15 protein-coding genes are annotated in these 22751 nt (G+C 60.8%); 8 read left to right on the forward strand and 7 right to left on the reverse strand.

Going from position 1 to position 22751, the window contains the following annotated elements:
• Positions 1–252: 252 nt before the first annotated feature.
• Entirely contained in the window at positions 253–1527 is a 1275-nt protein-coding gene (locus VZP09_RS12750) for a dicarboxylate/amino acid:cation symporter (RefSeq protein ID WP_004149053.1), read from the reverse strand.
• Positions 1528–1827: 300 nt separating this feature from the next.
• On the opposite strand from VZP09_RS12750, the gene VZP09_RS12755 reads away from it, so the two are divergent.
• From VZP09_RS12755 to yegS, 8 genes are all read left to right on the forward strand, one after another.
• On the forward strand, positions 1828–3066 hold the full coding sequence (locus VZP09_RS12755) for an MdtA/MuxA family multidrug efflux RND transporter periplasmic adaptor subunit (RefSeq protein ID WP_004175207.1): 1239 nt from the start codon (positions 1828–1830) through the stop codon (positions 3064–3066).
• Entirely contained in the window at positions 3066–6188 is a 3123-nt protein-coding gene (locus VZP09_RS12760) for an MdtB/MuxB family multidrug efflux RND transporter permease subunit (protein ID WP_064153695.1), read from the forward strand. The genes VZP09_RS12755 and VZP09_RS12760 overlap by 1 nt, the downstream gene beginning before the upstream one ends.
• The gene (gene mdtC / locus VZP09_RS12765; protein WP_002912617.1) at positions 6189–9266 is read left to right on the forward strand and encodes a multidrug efflux RND transporter permease subunit MdtC; all 3078 of its coding nucleotides are present in this window, start codon (positions 6189–6191) and stop codon (positions 9264–9266) included.
• A gap of 1 nt (position 9267) precedes the next feature.
• Positions 9268–10683, forward strand: coding sequence for an MFS transporter (locus VZP09_RS12770; protein WP_032415239.1), 1416 nt, complete (start codon positions 9268–9270; stop codon positions 10681–10683).
• Positions 10680–12158 carry a two-component system sensor histidine kinase BaeS gene (gene baeS, locus VZP09_RS12775; protein WP_004149058.1) on the forward strand — a complete coding sequence of 493 codons (1479 nt, stop codon included), beginning with the start codon at positions 10680–10682 and terminating at the stop codon, positions 12156–12158. Before VZP09_RS12770 ends, baeS begins: the two co-directional genes overlap by 4 nt.
• Complete coding sequence (baeR, locus tag VZP09_RS12780; protein WP_004175198.1) at positions 12155–12877, forward strand: two-component system response regulator BaeR; 723 nt, start codon at positions 12155–12157, stop codon at positions 12875–12877. Before baeS ends, baeR begins: the two co-directional genes overlap by 4 nt.
• Positions 12878–13195: 318 nt before the next feature.
• On the forward strand, positions 13196–14557 hold the full coding sequence (gene trhP, locus VZP09_RS12785) for a prephenate-dependent tRNA uridine(34) hydroxylase TrhP (protein WP_032415241.1): 1362 nt from the start codon (positions 13196–13198) through the stop codon (positions 14555–14557).
• 242 nt (positions 14558–14799) lie between these two features.
• Entirely contained in the window at positions 14800–15696 is an 897-nt protein-coding gene (gene yegS / locus VZP09_RS12790; protein ID WP_074426463.1) for a lipid kinase YegS, read from the forward strand.
• Between the two features lie 240 nt (positions 15697–15936).
• On the opposite strand, the gene VZP09_RS12795 is transcribed toward yegS, so the two are convergent.
• From VZP09_RS12795 to VZP09_RS12820, 6 genes are all read right to left on the reverse strand, one after another.
• Positions 15937–16710 carry an ABC transporter ATP-binding protein gene (locus tag VZP09_RS12795; RefSeq protein WP_004180550.1) on the reverse strand — a complete coding sequence of 258 codons (774 nt, stop codon included), beginning with the start codon at positions 16708–16710 and terminating at the stop codon, positions 15937–15939.
• 10 nt (positions 16711–16720) lie between these two features.
• A complete protein-coding gene (locus tag VZP09_RS12800; RefSeq protein ID WP_004180551.1) occupies positions 16721–17584 on the reverse strand; it encodes an ABC transporter ATP-binding protein in 864 nt (287 codons plus the stop codon).
• The gene (locus VZP09_RS12805) at positions 17556–18461 is read right to left on the reverse strand and encodes an ABC transporter permease (RefSeq protein WP_004175146.1); all 906 of its coding nucleotides are present in this window, start codon (positions 18459–18461) and stop codon (positions 17556–17558) included. Before VZP09_RS12805 ends, VZP09_RS12800 begins: the two co-directional genes overlap by 29 nt.
• Positions 18458–19495: an ABC transporter permease gene (locus VZP09_RS12810; protein ID WP_328795189.1), complete on the reverse strand. Its 1038-nt coding sequence runs from the start codon at positions 19493–19495 to the stop codon at positions 18458–18460. Before VZP09_RS12810 ends, VZP09_RS12805 begins: the two co-directional genes overlap by 4 nt.
• Positions 19492–21114, reverse strand: a complete 1623-nt coding sequence (locus VZP09_RS12815; protein ID WP_004180553.1) for an ABC transporter substrate-binding protein — start codon at positions 21112–21114, stop codon at positions 19492–19494. The genes VZP09_RS12810 and VZP09_RS12815 overlap by 4 nt, the downstream gene beginning before the upstream one ends.
• Positions 21115–21233: 119 nt before the next feature.
• Complete coding sequence (locus tag VZP09_RS12820; RefSeq protein WP_002912648.1) at positions 21234–22388, reverse strand: mandelate racemase family protein; 1155 nt, start codon at positions 22386–22388, stop codon at positions 21234–21236.
• Positions 22389–22751 lie beyond the last annotated feature (363 nt).

Genomic DNA, 22751 nt, shown 5'->3' on the forward strand with positions numbered 1-22751 from the left:
ATAAGATATTGACCTGGCTATATTGTCGGAAATCCGAAAATAGCCGCAGGATGCTAAAAAATATCCAGCGCTGGCGGACATAACGTTAAACTCTGACGCTTCCTCGGTATAAAGACGTTACCGCCCGTCTTTATATAATAAAAAACACGCTACACGAGGAAAACTGATACTTCGTCACATTGCCCCTGACGTGCCTGTCAGGGGTCTTTTTTCCGTGTGGAATAGCGCCCTCAGTGAAAGGGCGCGGCAGGATCAGGCTTCCGCTTTCTCCACTTCCCAGTCCGGCTGCGCTTCCTCGTCGGTCAGCAACCCTTCATTTTTCGACAGCATCGCGGTGGCGATGCCATTACCCAGCACGTTGATGGCAGAGCGCCCCATGTCGAGGAAATGGTCGATACCCATCAGCAGCAGGATCCCGGCGACCGGTATATTGAAGCTGGGGATCGTCGCCGCCAGCACCACCAGCGCCGAACGCGGCACCCCGGCGATACCTTTCGAGGCCAGCATCAGGGTCAGCATCATGACCGTAATCTCGCTAAAGCTCAGCGGCACGTTATAGGCCTGGGCGATAAACATCGCGGCGAAGGAGCAGTAGACCATCGAGCCAACGAGGTTGAACGAGTAGCCAATCGGCAGGACGAACGAGACGATATTGCGCGAGCAGCCAAACTTCACCAGTCGCTCGAGGGTCTTCGGATAGGCCGCTTCCGAGCTGCTGGTGGTAAAGGCCACCAGCACCGGATCTTTCAGCATGTTCAGCAGGCGGAAAACCTCTTTTTTCAGCACCATATAGCCGACGGCAATCAGCACCGCGCTGGTCAACAGCACCGCCAGGTAGTAGCCGCCGATGAACGAAGCATAGTTGAGCAGGATCCCCAGCCCCTGGGAGGCAATCACCGACGAGATGGCGGCGAAGATGGCCAGCGGCGCAACGTACATCACATAGCCCGTCACCTTCAGCATAATGTGCGACACCACGTTAAGGGCCGCCACCAGCGGAGCATTAAACTTCTCCCCCAGCGACGCGCCGGCGATGCCGAAGAACATCGAGAACACCACGATCTGCAGGATCTCGTTGTTGGCCATCGCCTCGGTGATGCTGGTGGGGATAGTGTGCGACAGGAATCCTTTCAGGCTCATGCCGCTGACCGCCAGGCCGGTATCCACCGCCTCTTTCGGCACCGCCAGGTTTAACCCGGCGCCCGGGTGCTGGAAGGTGACGATCACCAGCCCGACGAGAATGGATAATACCGAGGAGGTGATGAACCAGACCATCGCCTTCCCGCCTACCCGGCCGATGGTCGCCGTCTCGCCGAGGCGCATAATGCCGACCGTCAGGGTGCTGAACACCAACGGCGCGATGACCATTTTGATCAACCGCAGAAACAGATCGGTGAGCAGCGTAATATTGTCCGCCCAGGCGGAGACGGTGGTTGGCGTCGCGTAGGCATGGATAGCCGCGCCGGAGAGGATCCCCATCAGCATAAAAATGACGATGAAGAGCGTGAGTTTGTTTGCGTTTGCCACAGCAATGACCCCTGATTATTTAACACGTTGATTTTTAAGTGCATATTTTATTATTATGAGAATGCACTGATTTATTCACCGCATAAATCTAATTAAAGCCCCCGCGGATACAACTATTTTTTGCTTTTTTAAACTAAAAGTTGATATCACCCCGGATATCGGCCGCGGGAGCGCCCGGCGTCGCGGCGGTTATCCAGACATTTCTCAACCTTCTTTTCATAATTCCTCCATTTTTACGGCCCCTTCCCTCACTAAACTAGTATCATTCAGCGAAACGCTTCAGGATGAGACCGTAAACTAATGAAAGGCAGTAACATACGTCGTTGGGGCGCCGCGCTGGCGGTAGTGATTATCGCCGGGGCCGCCTACTGGTTCTGGCACGATCGCGGGACGAGCGGCAGCGGGGCTCCCGCCGCCGGACAGGGCCCGCAGGGGCCGGGCGGCGCACGCCATGGCCGCTTTGGCGCCGCGCTGGCGCCGGTGCAGGCGGCCACCGCCACCGAAGAAGCGGTCCCGCGCTATCTCACCGGGCTGGGTACGGTGACGGCGGCCAACACCGTCACCGTCCGCAGCCGGGTCGACGGCCAACTGCTGAGCCTTCACTTCCAGGAGGGTCAGCAGGTCAAAGCCGGCGACCTGCTGGCGCAGATCGACCCCAGCCAGTTTAAAGTCGCTCTCGCCCAGGCGCAGGGTCAGCTGGCGAAAGATCAGGCCACCCTCGCCAACGCCCGCCGCGATCTCGCTCGTTACCAGCAGCTGGTGAAGACCAACCTCGTCTCCCGCCAGGAGCTCGACACTCAGCAGTCGCTGGTGGTGGAATCCGCCGGCACGGTGAAAGCTGATGAAGCGGCCGTCGCCAGCGCCCAGCTGCAGCTCGACTGGACCCGCATTACCGCGCCAATTGACGGCCGCGTCGGCTTAAAGCAGGTCGATATCGGCAACCAGATCTCCAGCGGGGATACCACCGGGATCGTGGTCCTTACCCAGACGCACCCGATCGACGTGGTCTTTACCCTGCCGGAAAGCAGCATCGCCACGGTGGTGCAGGCGCAGAAAGCGGGCAAAGCGCTTAGCGTCGAAGCCTGGGATCGCACCAATAAGCAGAAAATCAGCGTCGGCGAGCTGCTGAGCCTCGACAACCAGATCGATGCGACCACCGGGACCATCAAGCTGAAGGCGCGCTTTAGCAATCTGGACGACGCGCTGTTCCCCAATCAGTTCGTTAACGCCCGCCTGCTGGTGGACACCCAGCAGAACGCGGTGGTGATCCCTGCCGCCGCGCTGCAGATGGGCAACGAAGGGCATTTCGTATGGGTGCTGAACGATGAGAATAAGGTCAGCAAACACAGCGTGACGCCCGGCATTCAGGACAGCCAGAAAGTAGTCATCAGCGCCGGGCTTTCCGCCGGAGATCGCGTGGTCACCGACGGGATTGACCGTCTGACCGAGGGGGCGAAGGTAGAAGTTGTCACCGCCAGCAGCGGCGAGCAGGCGCAGCCCGCCCCGCGCCAGAGCGGTAAACACGGAGCGCGTTCCTGATGCAGGTGTTACCTCCAGGCCGCACCGGCGGCCCGTCCCGGCTGTTTATTATGCGTCCGGTGGCCACCACTCTGCTGATGGTGGCTATCCTGCTGGCCGGGATCATCGGCTACCGCTTTCTGCCGGTCTCCGCCCTGCCGGAGGTCGATTACCCGACCATTCAGGTAGTCACCCTCTATCCGGGCGCCAGCCCGGACGTGGTGACCTCCGCCATCACCGCCCCGCTGGAGCGCCAGTTCGGCCAGATGTCCGGCCTCAAGCAGATGTCGTCGCAAAGCTCCGGCGGCGCCTCGGTAGTCACGCTGCAGTTCCAGCTGACCCTGCCGCTGGACGTCGCCGAGCAGGAAGTGCAGGCGGCCATTAACGCCGCCACCAACCTGCTGCCGAGCGATCTGCCCAACCCGCCGGTCTACAGCAAGGTGAACCCGGCGGATCCGCCGATCATGACTCTCGCCGTCACCTCCTCCGCCATCCCGATGACCCAGGTTGAGGACATGGTGGAGACCCGGGTGGCGCAGAAGATCTCCCAGGTTTCCGGCGTCGGTCTGGTGACCCTCGCCGGCGGCCAGCGCCCGGCGGTGCGGGTGAAGCTTAACGCCCAGGCCATCGCCGCCCTCGGCCTGACCAGCGAAACCGTGCGCACCGCTATCACCAGCGCCAACGTTAACTCCGCGAAAGGCAGCCTCGACGGTCCGGCCCGCGCGGTGACGCTTTCCGCTAACGATCAGATGCAGTCCGCTGAGGATTATCGCCGGCTGATTATCGCTTATCAGAACGGGGCGCCGATCCGGCTCGGCGATGTCGCCAGCGTCGAACAAGGGGCCGAAAACAGCTGGCTCGGGGCGTGGGCCAACCAGCAGCGGGCCATCGTGATGAACGTCCAGCGCCAGCCGGGGGCCAACATCATCGACACCGCCGACAGCATTCGCCAGATGCTGCCGCAGCTCACCGAGAGCCTGCCGAAATCGGTGAAGGTGCAGGTCCTCTCCGACCGGACCACTAACATCCGCGCCTCGGTGCGCGACACCCAGTTTGAGCTGATGCTGGCCATCGCCCTGGTGGTGATGATCATCTACCTGTTTCTGCGCAACGTGCCGGCGACCATTATTCCCGGCGTCGCGGTGCCGCTGTCACTGGTGGGCACTTTCGCGGTGATGGTGTTCCTCGACTTCTCGATCAACAACCTGACGCTGATGGCCCTGACCATCGCCACCGGCTTCGTGGTGGATGACGCCATCGTGGTGATCGAGAACATCTCGCGCTATATCGAAAAAGGCGAGAAGCCGCTGGCCGCCGCGCTGAAGGGCGCGGGGGAGATCGGCTTCACCATTATCTCCCTCACCTTCTCGCTGATCGCGGTGCTGATCCCGCTGCTGTTTATGGGCGATATCGTCGGCCGCCTGTTCCGCGAATTCGCCGTCACCCTTGCCGTCGCTATTCTTATCTCGGCGGTGGTCTCCCTGACCCTGACGCCGATGATGTGCGCCCGCATGTTAAGCCACGAATCGCTGCGCAAGCAGAACCGATTCTCGCGGGCCAGCGAGCGTTTCTTCGAACGGGTGATCGCCGTCTATGGCCGCTGGCTGAGCCGGGTGCTGAACCATCCGTGGCTGACGCTCGGCGTCGCCCTGAGCACCCTGGCGCTGTCGATTATCCTGTGGGTCTTTATCCCGAAAGGCTTTTTCCCGATCCAGGATAACGGCATTATCCAGGGCACCCTCCAGGCGCCGCAGTCGGTCTCCTTCACCAGCATGGCCGAGCGCCAGCGGCAGGTGGCCAGCATTATCCTTAAGGATCCGGCGGTGGAGAGTCTGACCTCCTTCGTCGGCGTCGACGGCACCAACCCGGCGCTGAACAGCGCCCGCCTGCAGATCAACCTCAAGCCGCTGGACGAACGCGACGACCGCGTCCAGACGGTGATTAGCCGTCTGCAGCAGGCGGTGGACGGCGTCCCCGGCGTGGCGCTCTACCTGCAGCCGACCCAGGACCTGACCATCGACACCACGGTGAGCCGCACCCAGTATCAATTCACCCTGCAGGCAAACTCCCTCGAGGCGCTGAGCACCTGGGTGCCGCCGCTGCTCAGCCGCCTGCAGGCCCAGCCGCAGCTGGCCGACGTCAGCAGCGACTGGCAGGACAAAGGCCTGGCCGCCTATATCAAGGTGGATCGCGACAGCGCCAGCCGCCTCGGCATCTCAATGGCCGATGTCGATAACGCGCTGTACAACGCCTTCGGCCAGCGGCTGATCTCCACTATTTACACTCAGGCGAATCAGTATCGCGTGGTGCTCGAGCAGGATACCGAGGCGACGCCGGGCCTGGCGGCGCTGGAGAATATCCGTCTCACCAGCAGCGACGGCGGCATCGTGCCGTTGACCGCCATCGCCACGGTGGAGCAGCGCTTTACCCCGCTGTCGGTGAACCACCTCGATCAGTTCCCGGTGACCACCATCTCGTTTAACGTCCCGGACAACTACTCGCTGGGCGAAGCGGTGGAGGCGATCCTCGCCGCCGAACAGTCGCTCGATTTTCCGACCGATATTCGCACCCAGTTCCAGGGCAGCTCGCTGGCCTTCCAGTCGGCGCTCGGCAGCACCGTCTGGCTGGTGGTCGCCGCGGTGGTGGCGATGTATATCGTGCTGGGGGTGCTGTACGAGAGCTTTATCCACCCGATCACGATTCTCTCCACCCTGCCCACCGCCGGGGTCGGGGCGCTGCTGGCGCTGTGGCTGGCGGGCAGCGAGCTGGACGTGATCGCCATCATCGGCATCATTCTGCTGATCGGCATCGTGAAGAAGAACGCCATCATGATGATCGACTTCGCGCTGGCCGCTGAGCGCGAGCAGGGCATGCCGCCGCGGGAGGCGATCTACCAGGCCTGTCTGCTGCGTTTTCGGCCGATCCTGATGACGACCCTCGCCGCCCTGCTCGGCGCCCTGCCGCTGATGCTGAGCACCGGCGTCGGCGCCGAGCTGCGGCGTCCGCTGGGGATCGGCATGGTCGGCGGTCTGATGCTCAGCCAGGTGCTGACCCTGTTCACCACCCCGGTGATCTATCTGCTGTTCGACCGCCTGTCGCTGCACCTGAAGCGCCGCTTCCCGCGTCAGGAAGAGGAGGCGTAAGTGAAGTTTTTCGCCCTCTTCATTTACCGCCCGGTGGCGACGATCCTCATCTCGCTGGCCATCACCCTGTGCGGCATTCTCGGCTTCCGGCTGCTGCCGGTAGCCCCGCTGCCGCAGGTGGACTTCCCGGTGATCATGGTTAGCGCCTCGCTGCCGGGAGCCTCGCCGGAGACCATGGCCTCGTCGGTGGCCACCCCGCTGGAGCGCTCCCTGGGGCGGATTGCGGGGGTCAATGAGATGACCTCCTCCAGTTCGCTGGGCAGTACCCGCATCATTCTCGAGTTTAACTTCGACCGCGATATCAACGGCGCGGCGCGCGACGTTCAGGCGGCGATCAACGCCGCGCAAAGCCTGCTGCCGAGCGGAATGCCCAGCCGGCCGACCTATCGCAAAGCCAATCCGTCGGATGCGCCGATCATGATCCTGACGCTGACCTCGGACACCTACTCCCAGGGTGAGCTGTATGATTTCGCCTCCACCCAGCTGGCGCAGACCATCGCGCAGATCGACGGCGTGGGCGATGTCGACGTCGGCGGCAGCTCCCTGCCGGCGGTGCGCGTCGACCTCAACCCGCAGGCGCTGTTCAACCAGGGCGTGTCGCTGGACGCGGTGCGCACCGCCATCAGCGACGCCAACGTGCGCAAACCGCAGGGGGCGCTGGAGGACAGCGCGCACCGCTGGCAGGTGCAGACCAACGATGAGCTGAAGACCGCCGCCGACTATCAGCCGCTGATCGTCCACTATCAAAATGGCGCCGCGGTGCGGCTGGGAGATGTCGCCACCGTCTCGGATTCGGTGCAGGACGTACGCAACGCCGGGATGACCAACGCCAAACCGGCGATCCTGCTGATGATCCGCAAACTGCCGGAAGCCAATATCATTCAGACGGTGGACAGCATCCGCGCCCGCCTGCCGGAGCTGCAGCAGACCATTCCGGCGGCTATCGACCTGCAGATCGCCCAGGACCGCTCGCCGACCATCCGCGCCTCGCTGGAGGAGGTGGAGCAGACGCTGGTGATTTCGGTGGCGCTGGTGATCCTCGTGGTGTTCCTGTTCCTGCGCTCGGGGCGCGCCACGCTGATCCCGGCCGTCGCCGTCCCGGTTTCCTTAATCGGCACCTTCGCCGCGATGTATTTGTGCGGCTTCAGCCTCAATAACCTGTCGCTGATGGCCCTGACCATCGCCACCGGCTTCGTGGTGGATGACGCTATCGTGGTGCTGGAGAATATCTCCCGCCATCTGGAGGCGGGGATGAAACCGCTGCAGGCGGCGCTGCAGGGGAGCCGCGAGGTCGGCTTTACCGTGCTGTCGATGAGCCTGTCGCTGGTGGCGGTGTTCCTGCCGCTGCTGCTGATGGGCGGCCTGCCCGGCCGCCTGCTGCGCGAGTTCGCCGTCACCCTGTCGGTGGCGATCGGCATCTCGCTGGCGGTCTCCCTCACCCTGACGCCGATGATGTGCGGCTGGCTGCTGAAAAGCGGCAAGCCCCACCAGCCGACGCGCAACCGCGGCTTTGGCCGCCTGCTGGTGGCCGTGCAGGGCGGCTATGGTAAATCGTTAAAATGGGTGCTGAAGCATAGCCGCCTGACCGGCCTGGTGGTGCTGGGCACCATCGCCCTCAGCGTCTGGCTCTACATTTCGATCCCGAAAACCTTCTTCCCGGAGCAGGACACCGGGGTGCTGATGGGCGGCATTCAGGCCGACCAGAGCATCTCCTTCCAGGCGATGCGCGGCAAGCTGCAGGACTTTATGAAGATCATTCGCGAAGATCCGGCGGTGGATAACGTCACCGGCTTTACCGGCGGCTCGCGGGTCAACAGCGGGATGATGTTTATCACCCTCAAGCCGCGCGACCAGCGCCACGAGACGGCGCAGCAGGTGATCGACCGGCTGCGCAAAAAGCTGGCCAACGAGCCCGGGGCCAACCTGTTTCTGATGGCGGTGCAGGATATCCGCGTCGGCGGCCGGCAGTCGAACGCCAGCTATCAGTACACCCTGCTGTCCGACGACCTGTCGGCGCTGCGCGAGTGGGAGCCGAAGATCCGCAAAGCGCTGGCGGCGCTGCCGGAGCTGGCGGACGTCAACTCGGATCAGCAGGACAATGGCGCCGAAATGGACCTGGTTTATGACCGGGATACCATGTCGCGCCTCGGCATCAGCGTCCAGGACGCCAACAACCTGCTGAACAACGCCTTTGGCCAGCGGCAGATCTCTACCATCTACCAGCCGCTCAACCAGTATAAGGTGGTGATGGAGGTGGATCCGGCCTACACCCAGGACGTCAGCGCCCTGGATAAGATGTTCGTCATTAACAGCGACGGCAAGCCGATCCCGCTGGCCTACTTCGCTAAATGGCAGCCGGCCAATGCCCCGCTGTCGGTGAACCACCAGGGGCTGTCGGCGGCATCCACTATCTCCTTTAACCTGCCCACCGGCCGCTCGCTGTCGGAAGCCAGCGAGGCCATTGACCGCGCGATGACCCAGCTCGGGGTGCCGTCGAGCGTGCGCGGCTCCTTTGCCGGTACCGCTCAGGTGTTCCAGCAGACCATGAACGCGCAGGTGATCCTGATCCTCGCGGCTATCGCCACGGTCTATATCGTGCTGGGGGTGCTATATGAGAGCTATGTGCATCCGTTGACCATCCTCTCGACGCTGCCCTCCGCCGGGGTGGGCGCTCTGCTGGCGCTGGAGATCTTCGATGCCCCGTTCAGCCTAATCGCCCTGATTGGGATTATGTTATTAATTGGCATCGTTAAGAAAAACGCCATCATGATGGTTGATTTTGCCCTGGAGGCGCAGCGCAACGGCAACCTGACGCCGGAAGAGGCGATTTTCCAGGCCTGCCTGCTGCGTTTCCGGCCGATTATGATGACCACCCTCGCCGCGCTGTTCGGCGCCCTGCCGCTGGTGCTCTCCGGGGGCGATGGCTCTGAGCTGCGCCAGCCGCTGGGGATCACCATCGTCGGCGGTCTGGTGATGAGCCAGCTGTTAACGCTCTACACCACGCCGGTGGTCTATCTTTTCTTTGACCGTCTGCGGCTGCGTTTTTCGCGTCACTCCTCTCAACCGGTAAGCGAATAACATGACAGACCTCCCGGCCAGCGTGCGCTGGCAGCTATGGATAGTGGCGTTCGGCTTCTTTATGCAGTCGCTGGACACCACCATCGTTAACACCGCCCTCCCCTCGATGGCCAAAAGCCTCGGGGAGAGTCCGCTGCATATGCATATGATTATCGTCTCCTATGTGTTAACGGTGGCGGTGATGCTGCCGGCCAGCGGCTGGCTGGCCGACCGGGTCGGGGTGCGCAATATCTTCTTCACCGCCATCGTGCTGTTTACCGCCGGATCGCTGTTTTGCGCTCAGGCCAGCACCCTCGACCAGCTGGTGATGGCGCGGGTGCTGCAGGGGGTCGGCGGCGCGATGATGGTGCCGGTCGGCCGCCTGACGGTGATGAAGATCGTCCCGCGCGATCAGTATATGGCGGCGATGACCTTCGTCACCCTGCCGGGCCAGGTCGGTCCGCTGCTCGGCCCGGCGCTGGGCGGGGTGCTGGTGGAGTACGCCTCCTGGCACTGGATCTTCCTTATCAATATCCCGGTGGGGATCGTCGGCGCGATCGCCACCCTCTGTCTGATGCCCAACTACACCATGCAGACCCGGCGCTTCGATCTCTCCGGCTTTCTGCTGCTGGCCGCCGGGATGGCGACCCTGACCCTGGCGCTCGACGGCCAGAAAGGGCTCGGCATTTCCCCTGCCTGGCTGGCGGGGCTGGTGGCCGTCGGCCTCTGCGCCCTGCTGCTCTACCTGTGGCACGCCCGCGGTAACGCCCGGGCGTTGTTTAGCCTTAACCTGTTTCGCAACCGCACCTTCTCCCTCGGCCTCGGCGGCAGCTTCGCGGGACGCATCGGCAGCGGCATGTTGCCGTTTATGACCCCGGTGTTTCTGCAGATCGGCCTCGGCTTCTCCCCCTTTCACGCCGGGCTGATGATGATCCCGATGGTGCTCGGCAGCATGGGCATGAAGCGGATCGTGGTCCAGGTGGTCAACCGCTTCGGCTACCGTCGGGTGCTGGTCACCAGCACCCTGGGCCTGGCGGCGGTCAGTCTGCTGTTTATGTTTAGCGCCCTGGCCGGGTGGTATTACGTGCTGCCGCTGATCCTGTTTCTGCAGGGGATGATCAACGCCAGCCGCTTCTCCTCAATGAATACCCTGACGCTGAAAGATCTCCCGGACGATCTGGCCAGCAGCGGCAACAGCCTGCTGTCGATGGTGATGCAGCTGTCGATGAGTATCGGCGTGACCATCGCCGGGCTGCTGCTGGGGCTGTATGGCCAGCAGCATATGAGTCTCGACGCCGCCAGCACCCATCAGGTCTTTCTCTACACCTATCTGAGCATGGCGGCGATCATCGCCCTGCCGGCGCTCATCTTTTCCAGGGTACCGGATGACGTCGGCAGCAATACCGTCCTCCGTCGACGCAACAGGAGTGGATCGTGAAATTTTGGCGCCCGGGTATTACCGGCAAGCTATTCCTCGCTATATTCGCCACCTGCATCGTGCTGTTGATCAGCATGCACTGGGCGGTGCGTATCAGTTTTGAACGCGGGTTCATCGACTATATCAAGCGCGGCAATGAGCAGCGCTTAACCATGCTCAGCGACGCGCTGAGCGAGCAGTATGCCCAGCATGGCAGCTGGGCGTTTCTGCGCAATAATGACCGCTTTATCTTCCAGCTGCTGCGCACCTTCGAACGGGATAACGACGACCGCTCGCCGCCGGGGCACGCCATGAAGCCGGACGCCGCCCCGGACGGGCCGCCGCCGGATGGCCCCCCTGACGGCCCGCGCCCGAGGCCGGAAATGCCGCCCCACGGCTGGCGCACCATGTTCTGGGTGGTGGATCAGTCGGGGCGCGTACTGGTGGGGCCGCGTGAGCGCGTCCCGGAGGACGGCACCCAGCGCAGCATCGTGGTCAACGGCGCGGAGGTGGGCAAAGTGATCGCCTCGCCGGTAGAGCGGCTGACGCGCAATACCGACATTAACTTCGACCGGCAGCAAAAGCGCACCAGCTGGCTGATTGTCGCCCTTGCCACCCTGCTTGCCGCGCTGGCCACTTTCCCGTTGGCCCGCGGTCTGCTGGCGCCGGTGAAGCGGCTGGTGGAAGGCACCCATAAGCTGGCGGCGGGCGACTTTTCCACCCGCGTGACGGTGACCGGCGGCGATGAGCTCGGCCGCCTGGCGCAGGATTTTAACCAGCTCGCCAGCACCCTGGAGCGCAACCAGCAGATGCGTCGCGATCTGATGGCCGATATCTCCCATGAGCTGCGTACCCCGCTGGCGGTGCTGCGCGGCGAGCTGGAGGCGATTCAGGACGGGGTCCGGCGCTTTACCCCCGAGTCGATTCCTTCTCTGCAGGCCGAGGTGGCTACCCTCACCAAGCTGGTGGACGATCTCCATCAGCTGTCGATGTCCGACGAGGGGGCGCTGGCCTACCAGAAAACCTCGCTGGATATCATCACCCTGCTGGAAGTGGCGGCGGGCGCTTTTCGCGAGCGCTTCGCCAGCCGGCAGCTAAGCATTCAGGTGTCGCTCCCGGAGCAGGCGATGATCTTCGGCGACCGCGACCGCCTGATGCAGCTCTTCAACAATCTGCTGGAGAACAGCCTGCGCTATACCGACAGCGGCGGCAGCCTGCACATCACCGCCCGCCGCAGCGGCCGGATGCTGGTGATTGACTTCGCCGACAGCGCCCCCGGCGTCAGCGATGAGCAGCTGGCCCGCCTGTGCGAACGCTTTTACCGGGCGGAAGGATCGCGCAACCGCGCCAGCGGCGGCTCCGGCCTCGGGCTGGCGATTTGCCTCAATATCGTAGCGGCCCACGGCGGCACCCTGCGTGCCGACCATTCGCCTTTTGGCGGGGTTAGCATTAAAGTTGAGTTACCTCTGGAACATGATTTACCGAGAGACGTATGACTGAATTGCCTGTAGATGAAAACACCCCACGCATCCTTATCGTGGAAGATGAACCGAAGCTCGGCCAGCTGCTGATTGATTATCTGCAGGCCGCCGGCTATGCGCCTGCCTTGATTAACCACGGCGACAAGGTCCTGCCCTACGTCCGCCAGACGCCGCCGCACCTGATCCTGCTGGATCTGATGCTGCCCGGTACCGACGGTCTGACGCTGTGCCGGGAAATTCGCCGCTTCTCCGATGTTCCGGTGGTGATGGTGACGGCGAAAATCGAAGAGATCGACCGTTTGCTGGGGCTGGAAATAGGCGCCGACGACTATATCTGCAAGCCCTACAGCCCGCGGGAAGTGGTCGCCCGGGTAAAAACCATCCTCCGCCGCTGCAAGCCGCAGCGCGATCTGCAGGCGCTGGACGCCCAGAGCCCGCTGATTGTCGACGAAGGTCGTTTTCAGGCCTCCTGGCGCGACAAGCTGCTGGACCTCACTCCCGCCGAGTTCCGGCTGCTGAAAACCCTCTCCCAGGAGCCGGGCAAAGTGTTCTCCCGCGAACAGCTACTCAACCATCTGTATGACGATTATCGGGTAGTCACCGATCGCACCATCGACAGCCACATCAAGAACCTGCGGCGCAAGCTGGAGGCGCTGGACGCCGAGCAGTCGTTTATCCGCGCGGTGTATGGCGTTGGCTACCGCTGGGAAGCGGACGCCTGCCGGCTGGCGTAGTTAGCCTTTTCCCGGCTCGCGCTGCGCTTCGCCGGGCTACACGTTCACCGCCATCTGCAATCCGTAGCCCGGGTAAGGCGTTTACGCCGCAACCCGGGGAACTCCCTAGAGCCTATCCCACCAGGCGTTATTAACGCTGTCAGTGTGAGTACTGCCCAGGTTCAAAATGGCAAACAAATTAGCCATACTGAAAGATACCTATCTGATATTTACTCCCCTTCGCCGCGGCGCTACAATGCCCGCCCTTAATGTGGGGACACTCCCCAACTCGCCGCAGCAGGTGCGGCGAATCTGACCTGTCATCAGAACGAGAACACCATGTTTAAACCAGAACTCCTCTCCCCGGCGGGAACGCTGAAGAATATGCGTTACGCTTTCGCCTATGGCGCCGATGCCGTTTATGCCGGCCAGCCGCGCTACTCGCTGCGCGTGCGTAACAACGAATTCAATCACGAAAATCTGCAGCTTGGCATCAATGAAGCCCACGCGCTGGGTAAAAAATTCTATGTGGTGGTCAACATCGCCCCGCATAACGCCAAGCTGAAAACGTTTATTCGCGATCTGAAGCCGGTGGTGGAGATGGGTCCGGACGCGCTGATCATGTCCGATCCGGGTTTAATCATGCTGGTGCGGGAACACTTCCCGGAGATGCCGATCCATCTTTCAGTGCAGGCCAACGCCGTCAACTGGGCGACGGTCAAATTCTGGCAGCTGATGGGGCTCACCCGCGTGATCCTGTCGCGTGAACTGTCGCTGGATGAAATCGAAGAGATTCGCCGCCAGGTGCCGGAGATGGAGATCGAGATTTTCGTCCACGGCGCGCTGTGCATGGCCTACTCCGGCCGCTGCCTGCTCTCCGGGTATATCAACAAGCGCGACCCGAACCAGGGGACCTGCACCAACGCCTGCCGCTGGGAATACAACGTGGCGGAAGGCAAAGAGGACGACGTCGGCAACATCGTCCACAAATATGAGCCGATCCCGGTGCAGACCGTGGAGCCCACCCTCGGCATCGGCGCGCCGACCGATAAAGTCTTTATGATTGAGGAAGCCAAACGTCCGGGCGAGTACATGACCGCCTTTGAGGACGAACATGGCACCTACATCATGAACTCGAAAGATCTGCGGGCTATCGCCCACGTTGAGCGTCTGACCCAGATGGGCGTTCACTCGCTGAAGATCGAAGGCCGCACCAAATCTTTCTACTACTGCGCGCGCACCGCTCAGGTTTACCGCAAGGCGATCGACGATGCCGCCGCCGGCAAACCGTTCGATACCAGCCTGCTGGAGACCCTGGAGGGGCTGGCCCACCGCGGGTACACCGAAGGCTTCCTGCGCCGCCATACCCATGACGATTATCAGAACTACGAGTACGGCTACTCCGTCTCCGAGCGCCAGCAGTTTGTCGGCGAATTCACCGGAGAGCGTAACGGCCCGCTGGCGGCCGTGGCGGTCAAAAATAAGTTCAGCGTCGGCGACAGCCTTGAGCTGATGACCCCGCAGGGTAACGTCAACTTCACCCTTGAGCATATGGAGAATGGCAAAGGCGAAACCATGCCGGTGGCCCCGGGCGATGGCTATACCGTCTGGTTGCCTGTGCCGGACGACCTGCCCCTGCAGTATGCCCTGCTGATGCGCAACTTTACTGGTCAAACAACCAGAAATCCGCACGGTAACTAGTTAATTTGCGTTATTTTTTCACGATGTAAGGATATTAGAATCGGATCACATACCGTTTCGATCGAAACAGGTATCATCCATTTCGCTGAAAAACATAACCCATAAATGCTAGTTGTACCAGGAACCACCTCCTTAGCCTGCGTAATCTCCCTTACGCGGGCTTATTTTTTTGCCTCTCCTCCGGTCTTCGCTTGCGTCATGCGGTACACTTTATGCAACATTAAGCAATAAAGGTTCCCTTGATGATGTCTACGTTTCCTGCCAGCTTACTGATCCTTAACGGCAAAGGTGCCAATGAACCGCAGTTACGCGAGGCGGTTAACCTGTTACGCGACGAAGGGATCGATATTCACGTCCGCGTCACCTGGGAAAAGGGCGATGCCGTGCGGTTTATCGATGAAGCCCTGCAGCTGAACGTTGAAACGGTGATCGCCGGCGGCGGCGATGGCACCATTAATGAAGTGGCGACCGCGCTGGTGGAGCGCGGTAGCAAGATGGCGCTGGGGATTTTACCGCTGGGCACGGCTAACGACTTTGCCACCAGCGTCGGTATTCCGCAGGATCTGGCCAGCGCCCTCAAGCTGGCGATCGTCGGCCGCGATGTGCCGATAGATATCGCCCGGGTGAATGATAAAACCGGCTTTATTAATATGGCGACCGGCGGGTTCGGCACCCGGATCACCACCGAAACGCCGGAAAAACTCAAGGCCGCGCTCGGCGGTGTCTCTTATTTAATCCACGGTCTGATGCGCATGGATACCCTGAAGCCGGACCGCTGCGAGATCCGCGGGGAGAACTTTCACTGGCAGGGCGATGCGCTGGTCATCGGCATCGGCAACGGCCGCCAGGCCGGCGGCGGCCAGCAGCTGTGTCCGGAGGCGTTGATTAACGATGGTCTGCTGCATCTGCGCATTTTCACCGGAGAAGAGCTGATCCCTGCCCTGTTCAGCACCCTGGCGAATCCGGAAAACTCGCCGAATATTGTTGACGGTGTCTCCTCGTGGTTTGAAATAACCGCGCCCCATGAGATGACCTTTAACCTCGACGGCGAGCCGCTCAGCGGAAAAAACTTCCGTATGGAGCTGTTACCGGCGGCCCTGCGCTGCCGGCTGCCGCCCGACTGCCCGCTGCTACGCTGATCAGGCTTCGCAAAGCAAAGACGGTGCCCGGCTGGTATACAGCAGCCGGGTTCGTTGATTGAGCCTCTGAATGTTAAGGTAAAACGGCACCTGCGGCTGCAGGAAAAACCTGGGCAGGATATCGATCCAAACAACGCGCTTACATTAACAGACGATACCCACAACCACAAAAAACCTATAACATCAAATAGTTACCTATTAAAATGGGCGCATCTGCCGTGAGACAATGCGCCATAAAGCTTAGTATTCCGCCACCTCGCGCGCCATTTCGCGCGTATATTGCCGACTGGCATTAACCAGCATCTGCGTATAGGCCGTCTGCGCCTGGCCGCTGACCAGCGCATCGACCGTCAGGGTTTCGAGGATCTTCCCGTACTGCATCACCGCCACTTTCTGGCATAAGTGGGCAATAACCCCAAGATCGTGGGTGACCATCAGGTAAGTGAGCTTAGCCTCCCGCTGCAATTCTGCCAGCAGGTTAAGGATCTCAGCCTGCACCGACACATCCAGCGCCGACGTCGGCTCATCCAGCAGCAGCACCTGAGGCTCAAGAATCAGCGCTCTGGCTATCGCCACGCGCTGCCGCTGCCCGCCGGAGAGCTGATGCGGATAGCGCTCGCGAAAGGCGCGGTTGAGGCCAACTTTATCCAGTAGCACATTGATCCGCCGGTCGCGGTCGTTGATACGATGGATCTGCAGCGGCTCTTCGAGGATATCGCCAATGGTGTGACGGGGATGCAGCGATCCGTAGGGGTCCTGAAATACCATCTGCACCTGACGGCAGCGCTCGCGGCTAATTTCATGCCCTAAGGGCTGAGCATCGATGGTCAGTTCCCCCTGCCAGTGGGTAAACAGCCCCGCCAGGCACTTGAGCACCGTCGTTTTACCGGAACCGGACTCTCCTACCAGACCGTAGATCTCGCCGGGCTTAACGTGGAAACTGACGTCATACAGCACCTGGTTACGCTTCTCCCCCTCGCCAAACGCGAGGTTGAGATGTTGAACTTCAATCATTATCCGCTCCTTAATCCGTTAACCAGCTGGCCTGACGCTGCAGCACCGGCAGTATCGGGCGACGATGCTGCATATCCGGCAGCGAGTTAATCAATCCCTGAGTGTAGGGGTGACGGGCGTTATCGAGATCTTTAGCGGCGATGGACTCCACTACCCGTCCGGCGTACATCACCAGCACCCGGTCGCAGAAGCTGCGCACCAGGTTGATATCGTGGCTGATAAAAATCAGCCCCAACCCGCGCGACTGAACCAGGTCATCCAGCAGGCCCAGCACCTGCAGGCGCACCGACACGTCCAGCGCGGAGGTGGGCTCATCGGCAATGATCAGCTCCGGGTCGGTAATCAGCATCATGGCGATCATGATGCGCTGCCCCTGTCCGCCGGATATTTCATGTGGATAAAGCTGATAAACGCGCTCCGGCTGGCGAATACGCACCACCTCCAGCATCTCCAGCGCCCTGGCTTTCGCCTCATCTTTACGCCCGGGATGATGAGTAAGCCAGGCCTCGGCGATTTGCTTACCCACGCAGACCACCGGATTCAGCGAATATTTCGGATCCTGCATAATCATCGAGATACGTTTGCCGCGTACGCCGCGCATCTGCGCTTCGCTAAGATGCTGCAGATCGAGGTCGGCAAACTGCATCCGGCTGGCGCTGACGCGGGCCTTTTTCGGATGCAGCTGCAGCAGCGCGCGCCCAACGGTGGACTTACCCGAACCGGACTCGCCGACAATAGCCAGCTTCTCATGCCCCAGCTGGAAGGAGACGCCGCGCACGGCGTGGGTCACCGCGCTACCGTTAACAAAGTCGACGCACAAATCGCGCACGTCGAGCAGCGGTGCATTATTCACTACGGGGATCGAGGATGTCACGTAGGCCATCTCCTAAGAAGTTGAACGCTAAGCTATTGATCAAAATCGCCAGCCCCGGAATGGTTACGACCCACCAGCACTCCATCATATAAGTGCGCCCGCTGGAGATCATCGCTCCCCACTCCGGCTCTGGCGGCTGCGCGCCGAGGCCGAGAAAGCCGAGGCCGGCCGCGGTCAGAATGATCCCGGCCATATTCATGGTGATACGGATAATGACCGAGGGCAGACACAGCGGCACAATATGGCGCCAGAGGACGCGGGCCGATGAAGCGCCCTGCAGACGCACGGCGGAGATAAAATCAGCCTGGCGCAGAGAGAGCGTTTCGGCGCGCGCCAGACGGGCAATCGGCGGCCAGGCGGTCAGCGTGATGGCGATAACCACGTGCTCCAGCCCCGGTCCTAAAGCGGCGACAAACGCCAGCGCCAGGACCAGACTCGGGAAGGAGATGAAAATATCGGTGACGCGCATCAGCACCATATCGACTTTACCGCCGAAATAGCCGGCACTGACGCCCAGCAGCAGTCCGAGCGGACCGACAGTCACCGAGACCAGCAGCACGATATAGAGCGTGATGCGGGAGCCGTACACCAGGCGACTAAAGATATCCCGGCCAAACTCATCGGTGCCGAACCAGTGCTGCGCATTCGGCGCGACCAGCGCACTATTCAGGTCCTGTACCAGCGGGTTATAAGGCGCAATCAGCGGCGCGAAAATCGCCACCACCAGCAGCATAAAGATAATTCCTCCGCCGATGGCCGTGAGCGGATTGCGCGCCATTTTGCCGACAAACCCGACGGCCCGCGCCGCCGCGCGTTGCAGCCGCTGACGGCCTTCGCCCGCACCACCCGAAAGCGGCGAATCCAGAGAAACGGTCATGATTTTGTCCTCGGGTCAAAGAATTGATACAGCATGTCGGAGAGCAGGTTGAGCATCACGAAGATCACCCCCACCAGCAGCACGCAGCCCATCACCGCATTCATATCGCCCAGCAGCAAGCTTCCGGTAAGGTAGGAGCCAAACCCCGGCCATGAGAAGACGGTTTCAATCAGCACCGCGCCTTCCAGCAGCGTGCCGTAGGCCAGCGCCACCACCGTCAGCAGTTGCACGAAGATGTTACGAAACGCATGGTTCCAGATAACCTGGCGCTCGGTCAGCCCTTTCACCCGCGCGGTAATAATGAACTCCTGCGACAGCTGGGCCAGCATAAAGCTGCGGGTCATACGGCTGATATAAGCCAGCGAGTGAAAACCCAGCAGCGAGGCGGGAAGAATCAGATGATTAATGGCGTTCCAGAACACCTGGCCGTTGCCGGCCAGCAGCGCATCAACGGTCATCAGCCCGGTACGGCGCGGCACCACACCATCCAGTCCGAGATCTACCCTCCCGGCGCCGCCTACCCAGCCAAGCCAGGCATAGAACACCAGCAGCCCCATCATCCCGACCCAAAAGATCGGCGTCGAGTAGCCCGCCAGGCTGATAATGCGTACCACATAATCGGAGACGCTATTGCGCCGCGCCGCCGCCAACACGCCCAGCGGAATACCAAGACCCGCGCCGACAATAATCGCCATCGTTGCCAGCTCCATGGTGGCCGGGAAGACGCGGATAATATCGTCCACCACCGGTTTCCCGGTCAGCAGCGCGTTGCCCAGATCGCCGTGCAAAAGGTTGACGAAATAGATGCCAAACTGGGTGGTCAGCGATTTATCAAACCCCAGCTGCTGGTAAACCTGCTGATAGGTACTCTGGTCAGCATCCGGGCCGACAATCGCCAGCACCGGGTCGATGGGCATGACGCGGCCAATGGTAAAGGTCAGCAGCAGCAGGCCGAACAGTGTAATCACCACCTGCAGTAGCCGTTTTGATAAGCGCCGGCCGCGTGAGCCGGGCGCAAGGATTGCGGTACTCATCCTTTCTCTCCTTCGCGGACTTTATAGACGTCACGCAGAAAAGTGGTGGCGGAGGGGTGCGGCTGATACTCCCGTACCTCGTTGCGCACGACGACCGAATCAACCATCTGCGAAAGCGGAATTAAAGCCGGAACCAGCTGGTCGTAGCGTGTCTGGATGGCCTGGTAGTCAGCCACCTGTTTTTGCGGATCGCGTTCCAGCAGGGCCTGGTCAATCATCGTATTCAGTTGCGGGTCGTAAAAACCGGTACGCCAGCCCTGGAAGTTGGTCAGGCGCGCCTTATCGCTGTTATCCGGGTTATAGACCAGCGCGCGCAGGCTGGAGTGCGGATGCGGCTCCATCCCGCTGCCGCCGCGACCTACCAGCAGGTCAAATTTACGCTCGCGCATTGCGCCGTAGATCTGGTTACCAGTGCCGGTGATGATTTTGGCGTTAATCCCCGCCTGCATCAGCGTCGACTGCACGGCGATAGCGATGTTAAGAAATGGCTGATCGGAGAGTACCCGCAGCGTGGTATCAAAGCCGTTGGGATATCCCGCTTCCGCCAGCAGCTTTTTCGCCCGCGCCACGTCCAGCCTGTAGCCGGGATCGGGTAGCGTGGACGGCATTCCCGCTTTGATAGGCCGCTGGTGCAGCACGCCGTAGCCCGGCATCAGCGCTTTATTGATACCCTGGTAATCAATCAGATAGCGCACCGCCTCGCGCACTTTCGGATTGGCGAAGTGCGCCTCTTTCATGCTCATCGCCACGTAGTACATGGTGCCGCGCTGCACCGCATCGACGGTCAGCTGCGGATCGCTGCGCAGGGCGTTGATATCGGAAACCGCCATATTGTTGGCAATATCAAGGTCGCCTTTTTCGATCATCAGGCGCAGAGTTTGCGACTCCTGGAAATGACGCAGTACCACGCGGCTCATTTTCGCCTCGCCGCGCCAGTAGTCAGGGTTGCGCTTCATGCGCAGCACATCTTTCGCCTGCCAGGTTTCGAGGATAAACGGCCCGGAACCGGCTTCATGGGTGGTTAGCCAGCGGTTACCCCAGTCGTTATCCTGCTGGTGGCTTTGCACCGTTTTACTGTCCAGCACTCCGAGGTTGCCCAGCGCCGCCAGCGAGTAAATCACCAGCTGCGGATCGTTATCTTTGGGTAATACGATTTGCACCGTGAAGCGGTCCGGCGCGCTGACCTGGCTGTCGATATTTTTCTTACTGAAGCCATAGGATTTCCATACTGAGGCCTGGGCCAGGTTGAGGTGCAGGATGCGCCGCATTGACCACACGACGTCGGCGGCGGTCAGCGGGTTGCCGGAGTGAAACTTAACGTCATCGCGCAGATGAAAGGTCAGGGTTTTGCCGTCGGGGCTGATATCCCAGGATTTCGCCAGCGCGGGCCTGACGGTGGTGAGCTGCTCAGGGTCAAGCTCCACCAGCGAGTCGTAGAGGTTGACCACGATCCCCACCACTTCGTTACCGGTCATCGCCGCCGGGTCAAGGGTGAGCAGGTTATTCATATTCATGCCGATGATCAGCTGGTCGGGCGGCGTTTTCGCCACCGCCTCCCCGCTCCCCATCGACATGGCGAGCGCGAGAATACACGCTCCCAGTAAGGAGGTTTTTTTCATATCTCTGTTTGCCTGTACTGTAGGGTACATGTTGCCGGATGGCGGCATTTTCGGCTTATCCGGTCTACCGGGCCGCAGGCTCGATAAGCGCAGCGCCATCGGGTATTTATTTTTTTAAATCAGTCGTGGCTAACGGTATTGGCTTCGATATACGCAAAATTAATGTCTTCACCGAGACCCGGACGTTGTGACAAATGCACAAATCCCTGGTCATCCATCGGGTCGACAATGCTGTTGAGATAGGCCGCCGGTTCATCGTAGTCGAGGAACGGATGCAGCAGGCCGCGCTCGTACCAGCGGCAGTTGCGGATCGCGCCCACCACCGCCAGGCTTGCCGCTCCGTTGCCGTGGACTTCGCAATCCATGCCGAAAGATTCCGCCAGCGCCGCCACCTTCATGGTCGGTGTAATCCCCCCCACGCCGTTAGCGCCGGCGCGCAGAATGTCGCAGGCCCCGGCTTTCACCCATTCGGCGCGCATGTGGTGCTTGCCGCCGAAGCTCTCCGGCCCGACGATGGGAATCGACAGGTTTTCCGCCAGCCACGCATAGGAAGACATCGAATCCTCCTCCATCGGCTCTTCAAACCAGGCGAAATTGAGTTTTTCCAGCTCTTTGCCGATCCACAGCGCCTCGGCGCGGCTGTACCAGTGATAGCCATCAATCATCAGGTCAATATCCGGCCCTACGGCTTCGCGCACCGCCGCGCAGGCTTTAATGTCCATTTTGGGATTGGGCGCAAAAGAGATTGGCGGCATCCAGGTGTGCAGTTTGATGGCCTTGTAGCCGCGGGCGACCAGCTTCTCAGCAAAAGCGGCATACTCTTCCGGGGTCGACAGGCCGCCCGGCAGATCGTCGCCGCACATGGTGCTACCGTAAGCCGGGACAGTGTCGCGATAGCCGCCGAGCAGCTTATAAACCGGCATCTTAAGGCTGCGGCCGATCAGGTCCCACAGCGCCTGTTCAACAAACGACAGCGCGCGCTCCGTTAGCTGATGTGCGCTGCCGCGCTGCCAGTGGTTAAGATCCTGCCAGATGCGCTCACGGTTAAACGGGTCCTGTCCCACCAGCACTTTGCGAAAAAAAGTATTCACCACGAACGGGCGCACGACTTCCGGAGGCGCAAACGAAAAGCCCTGCGCCCCATCATCAGCGGTGATGGTCAGCATCGCCATTTTGGCCATGCTTTCAACCCCCGGATGGGAGTGCCCGGCGCTGTCGGAAACCCGACGAGTGGGATATTGGAAAACGGTGACATTCACAGATTCAATTTTCATGCTCGGTCCTTATCACGGCCAAATCCGATCGACATAAGCAGATCGGCAAAGCGGTTTTACATTATTGAAAATACGTTTCAATATATAATCTAAGCACAACTTCGTAGTAGTGCCTCGGACAAACACCGCTAAGCAAGGCCATAAATTTGGGCATTGGCACAACAAGACGTGACTGTTTTCACAAAAGATGAGCGAAATGTGAGGCAGATCGACCAGGAGAAAAAAGGGCGTGAGCGCAGAAAAGAGATTAACCGACCAGCTACATCCCGGGAATGTCTGCGCCCACAAATGGCTGACTTATACCGCCGCCGCTGGCTCCGCGCTAAGCGCTTCCAGCAGTTCAGGTAAGGTTTGATAGCGGCC

Origin of the sequence: Klebsiella sp. EMBS2024, assembly GCF_036233805.1 — a bacterium.
GTDB lineage: Bacteria > Pseudomonadota > Gammaproteobacteria > Enterobacterales > Enterobacteriaceae > Klebsiella > Klebsiella pneumoniae.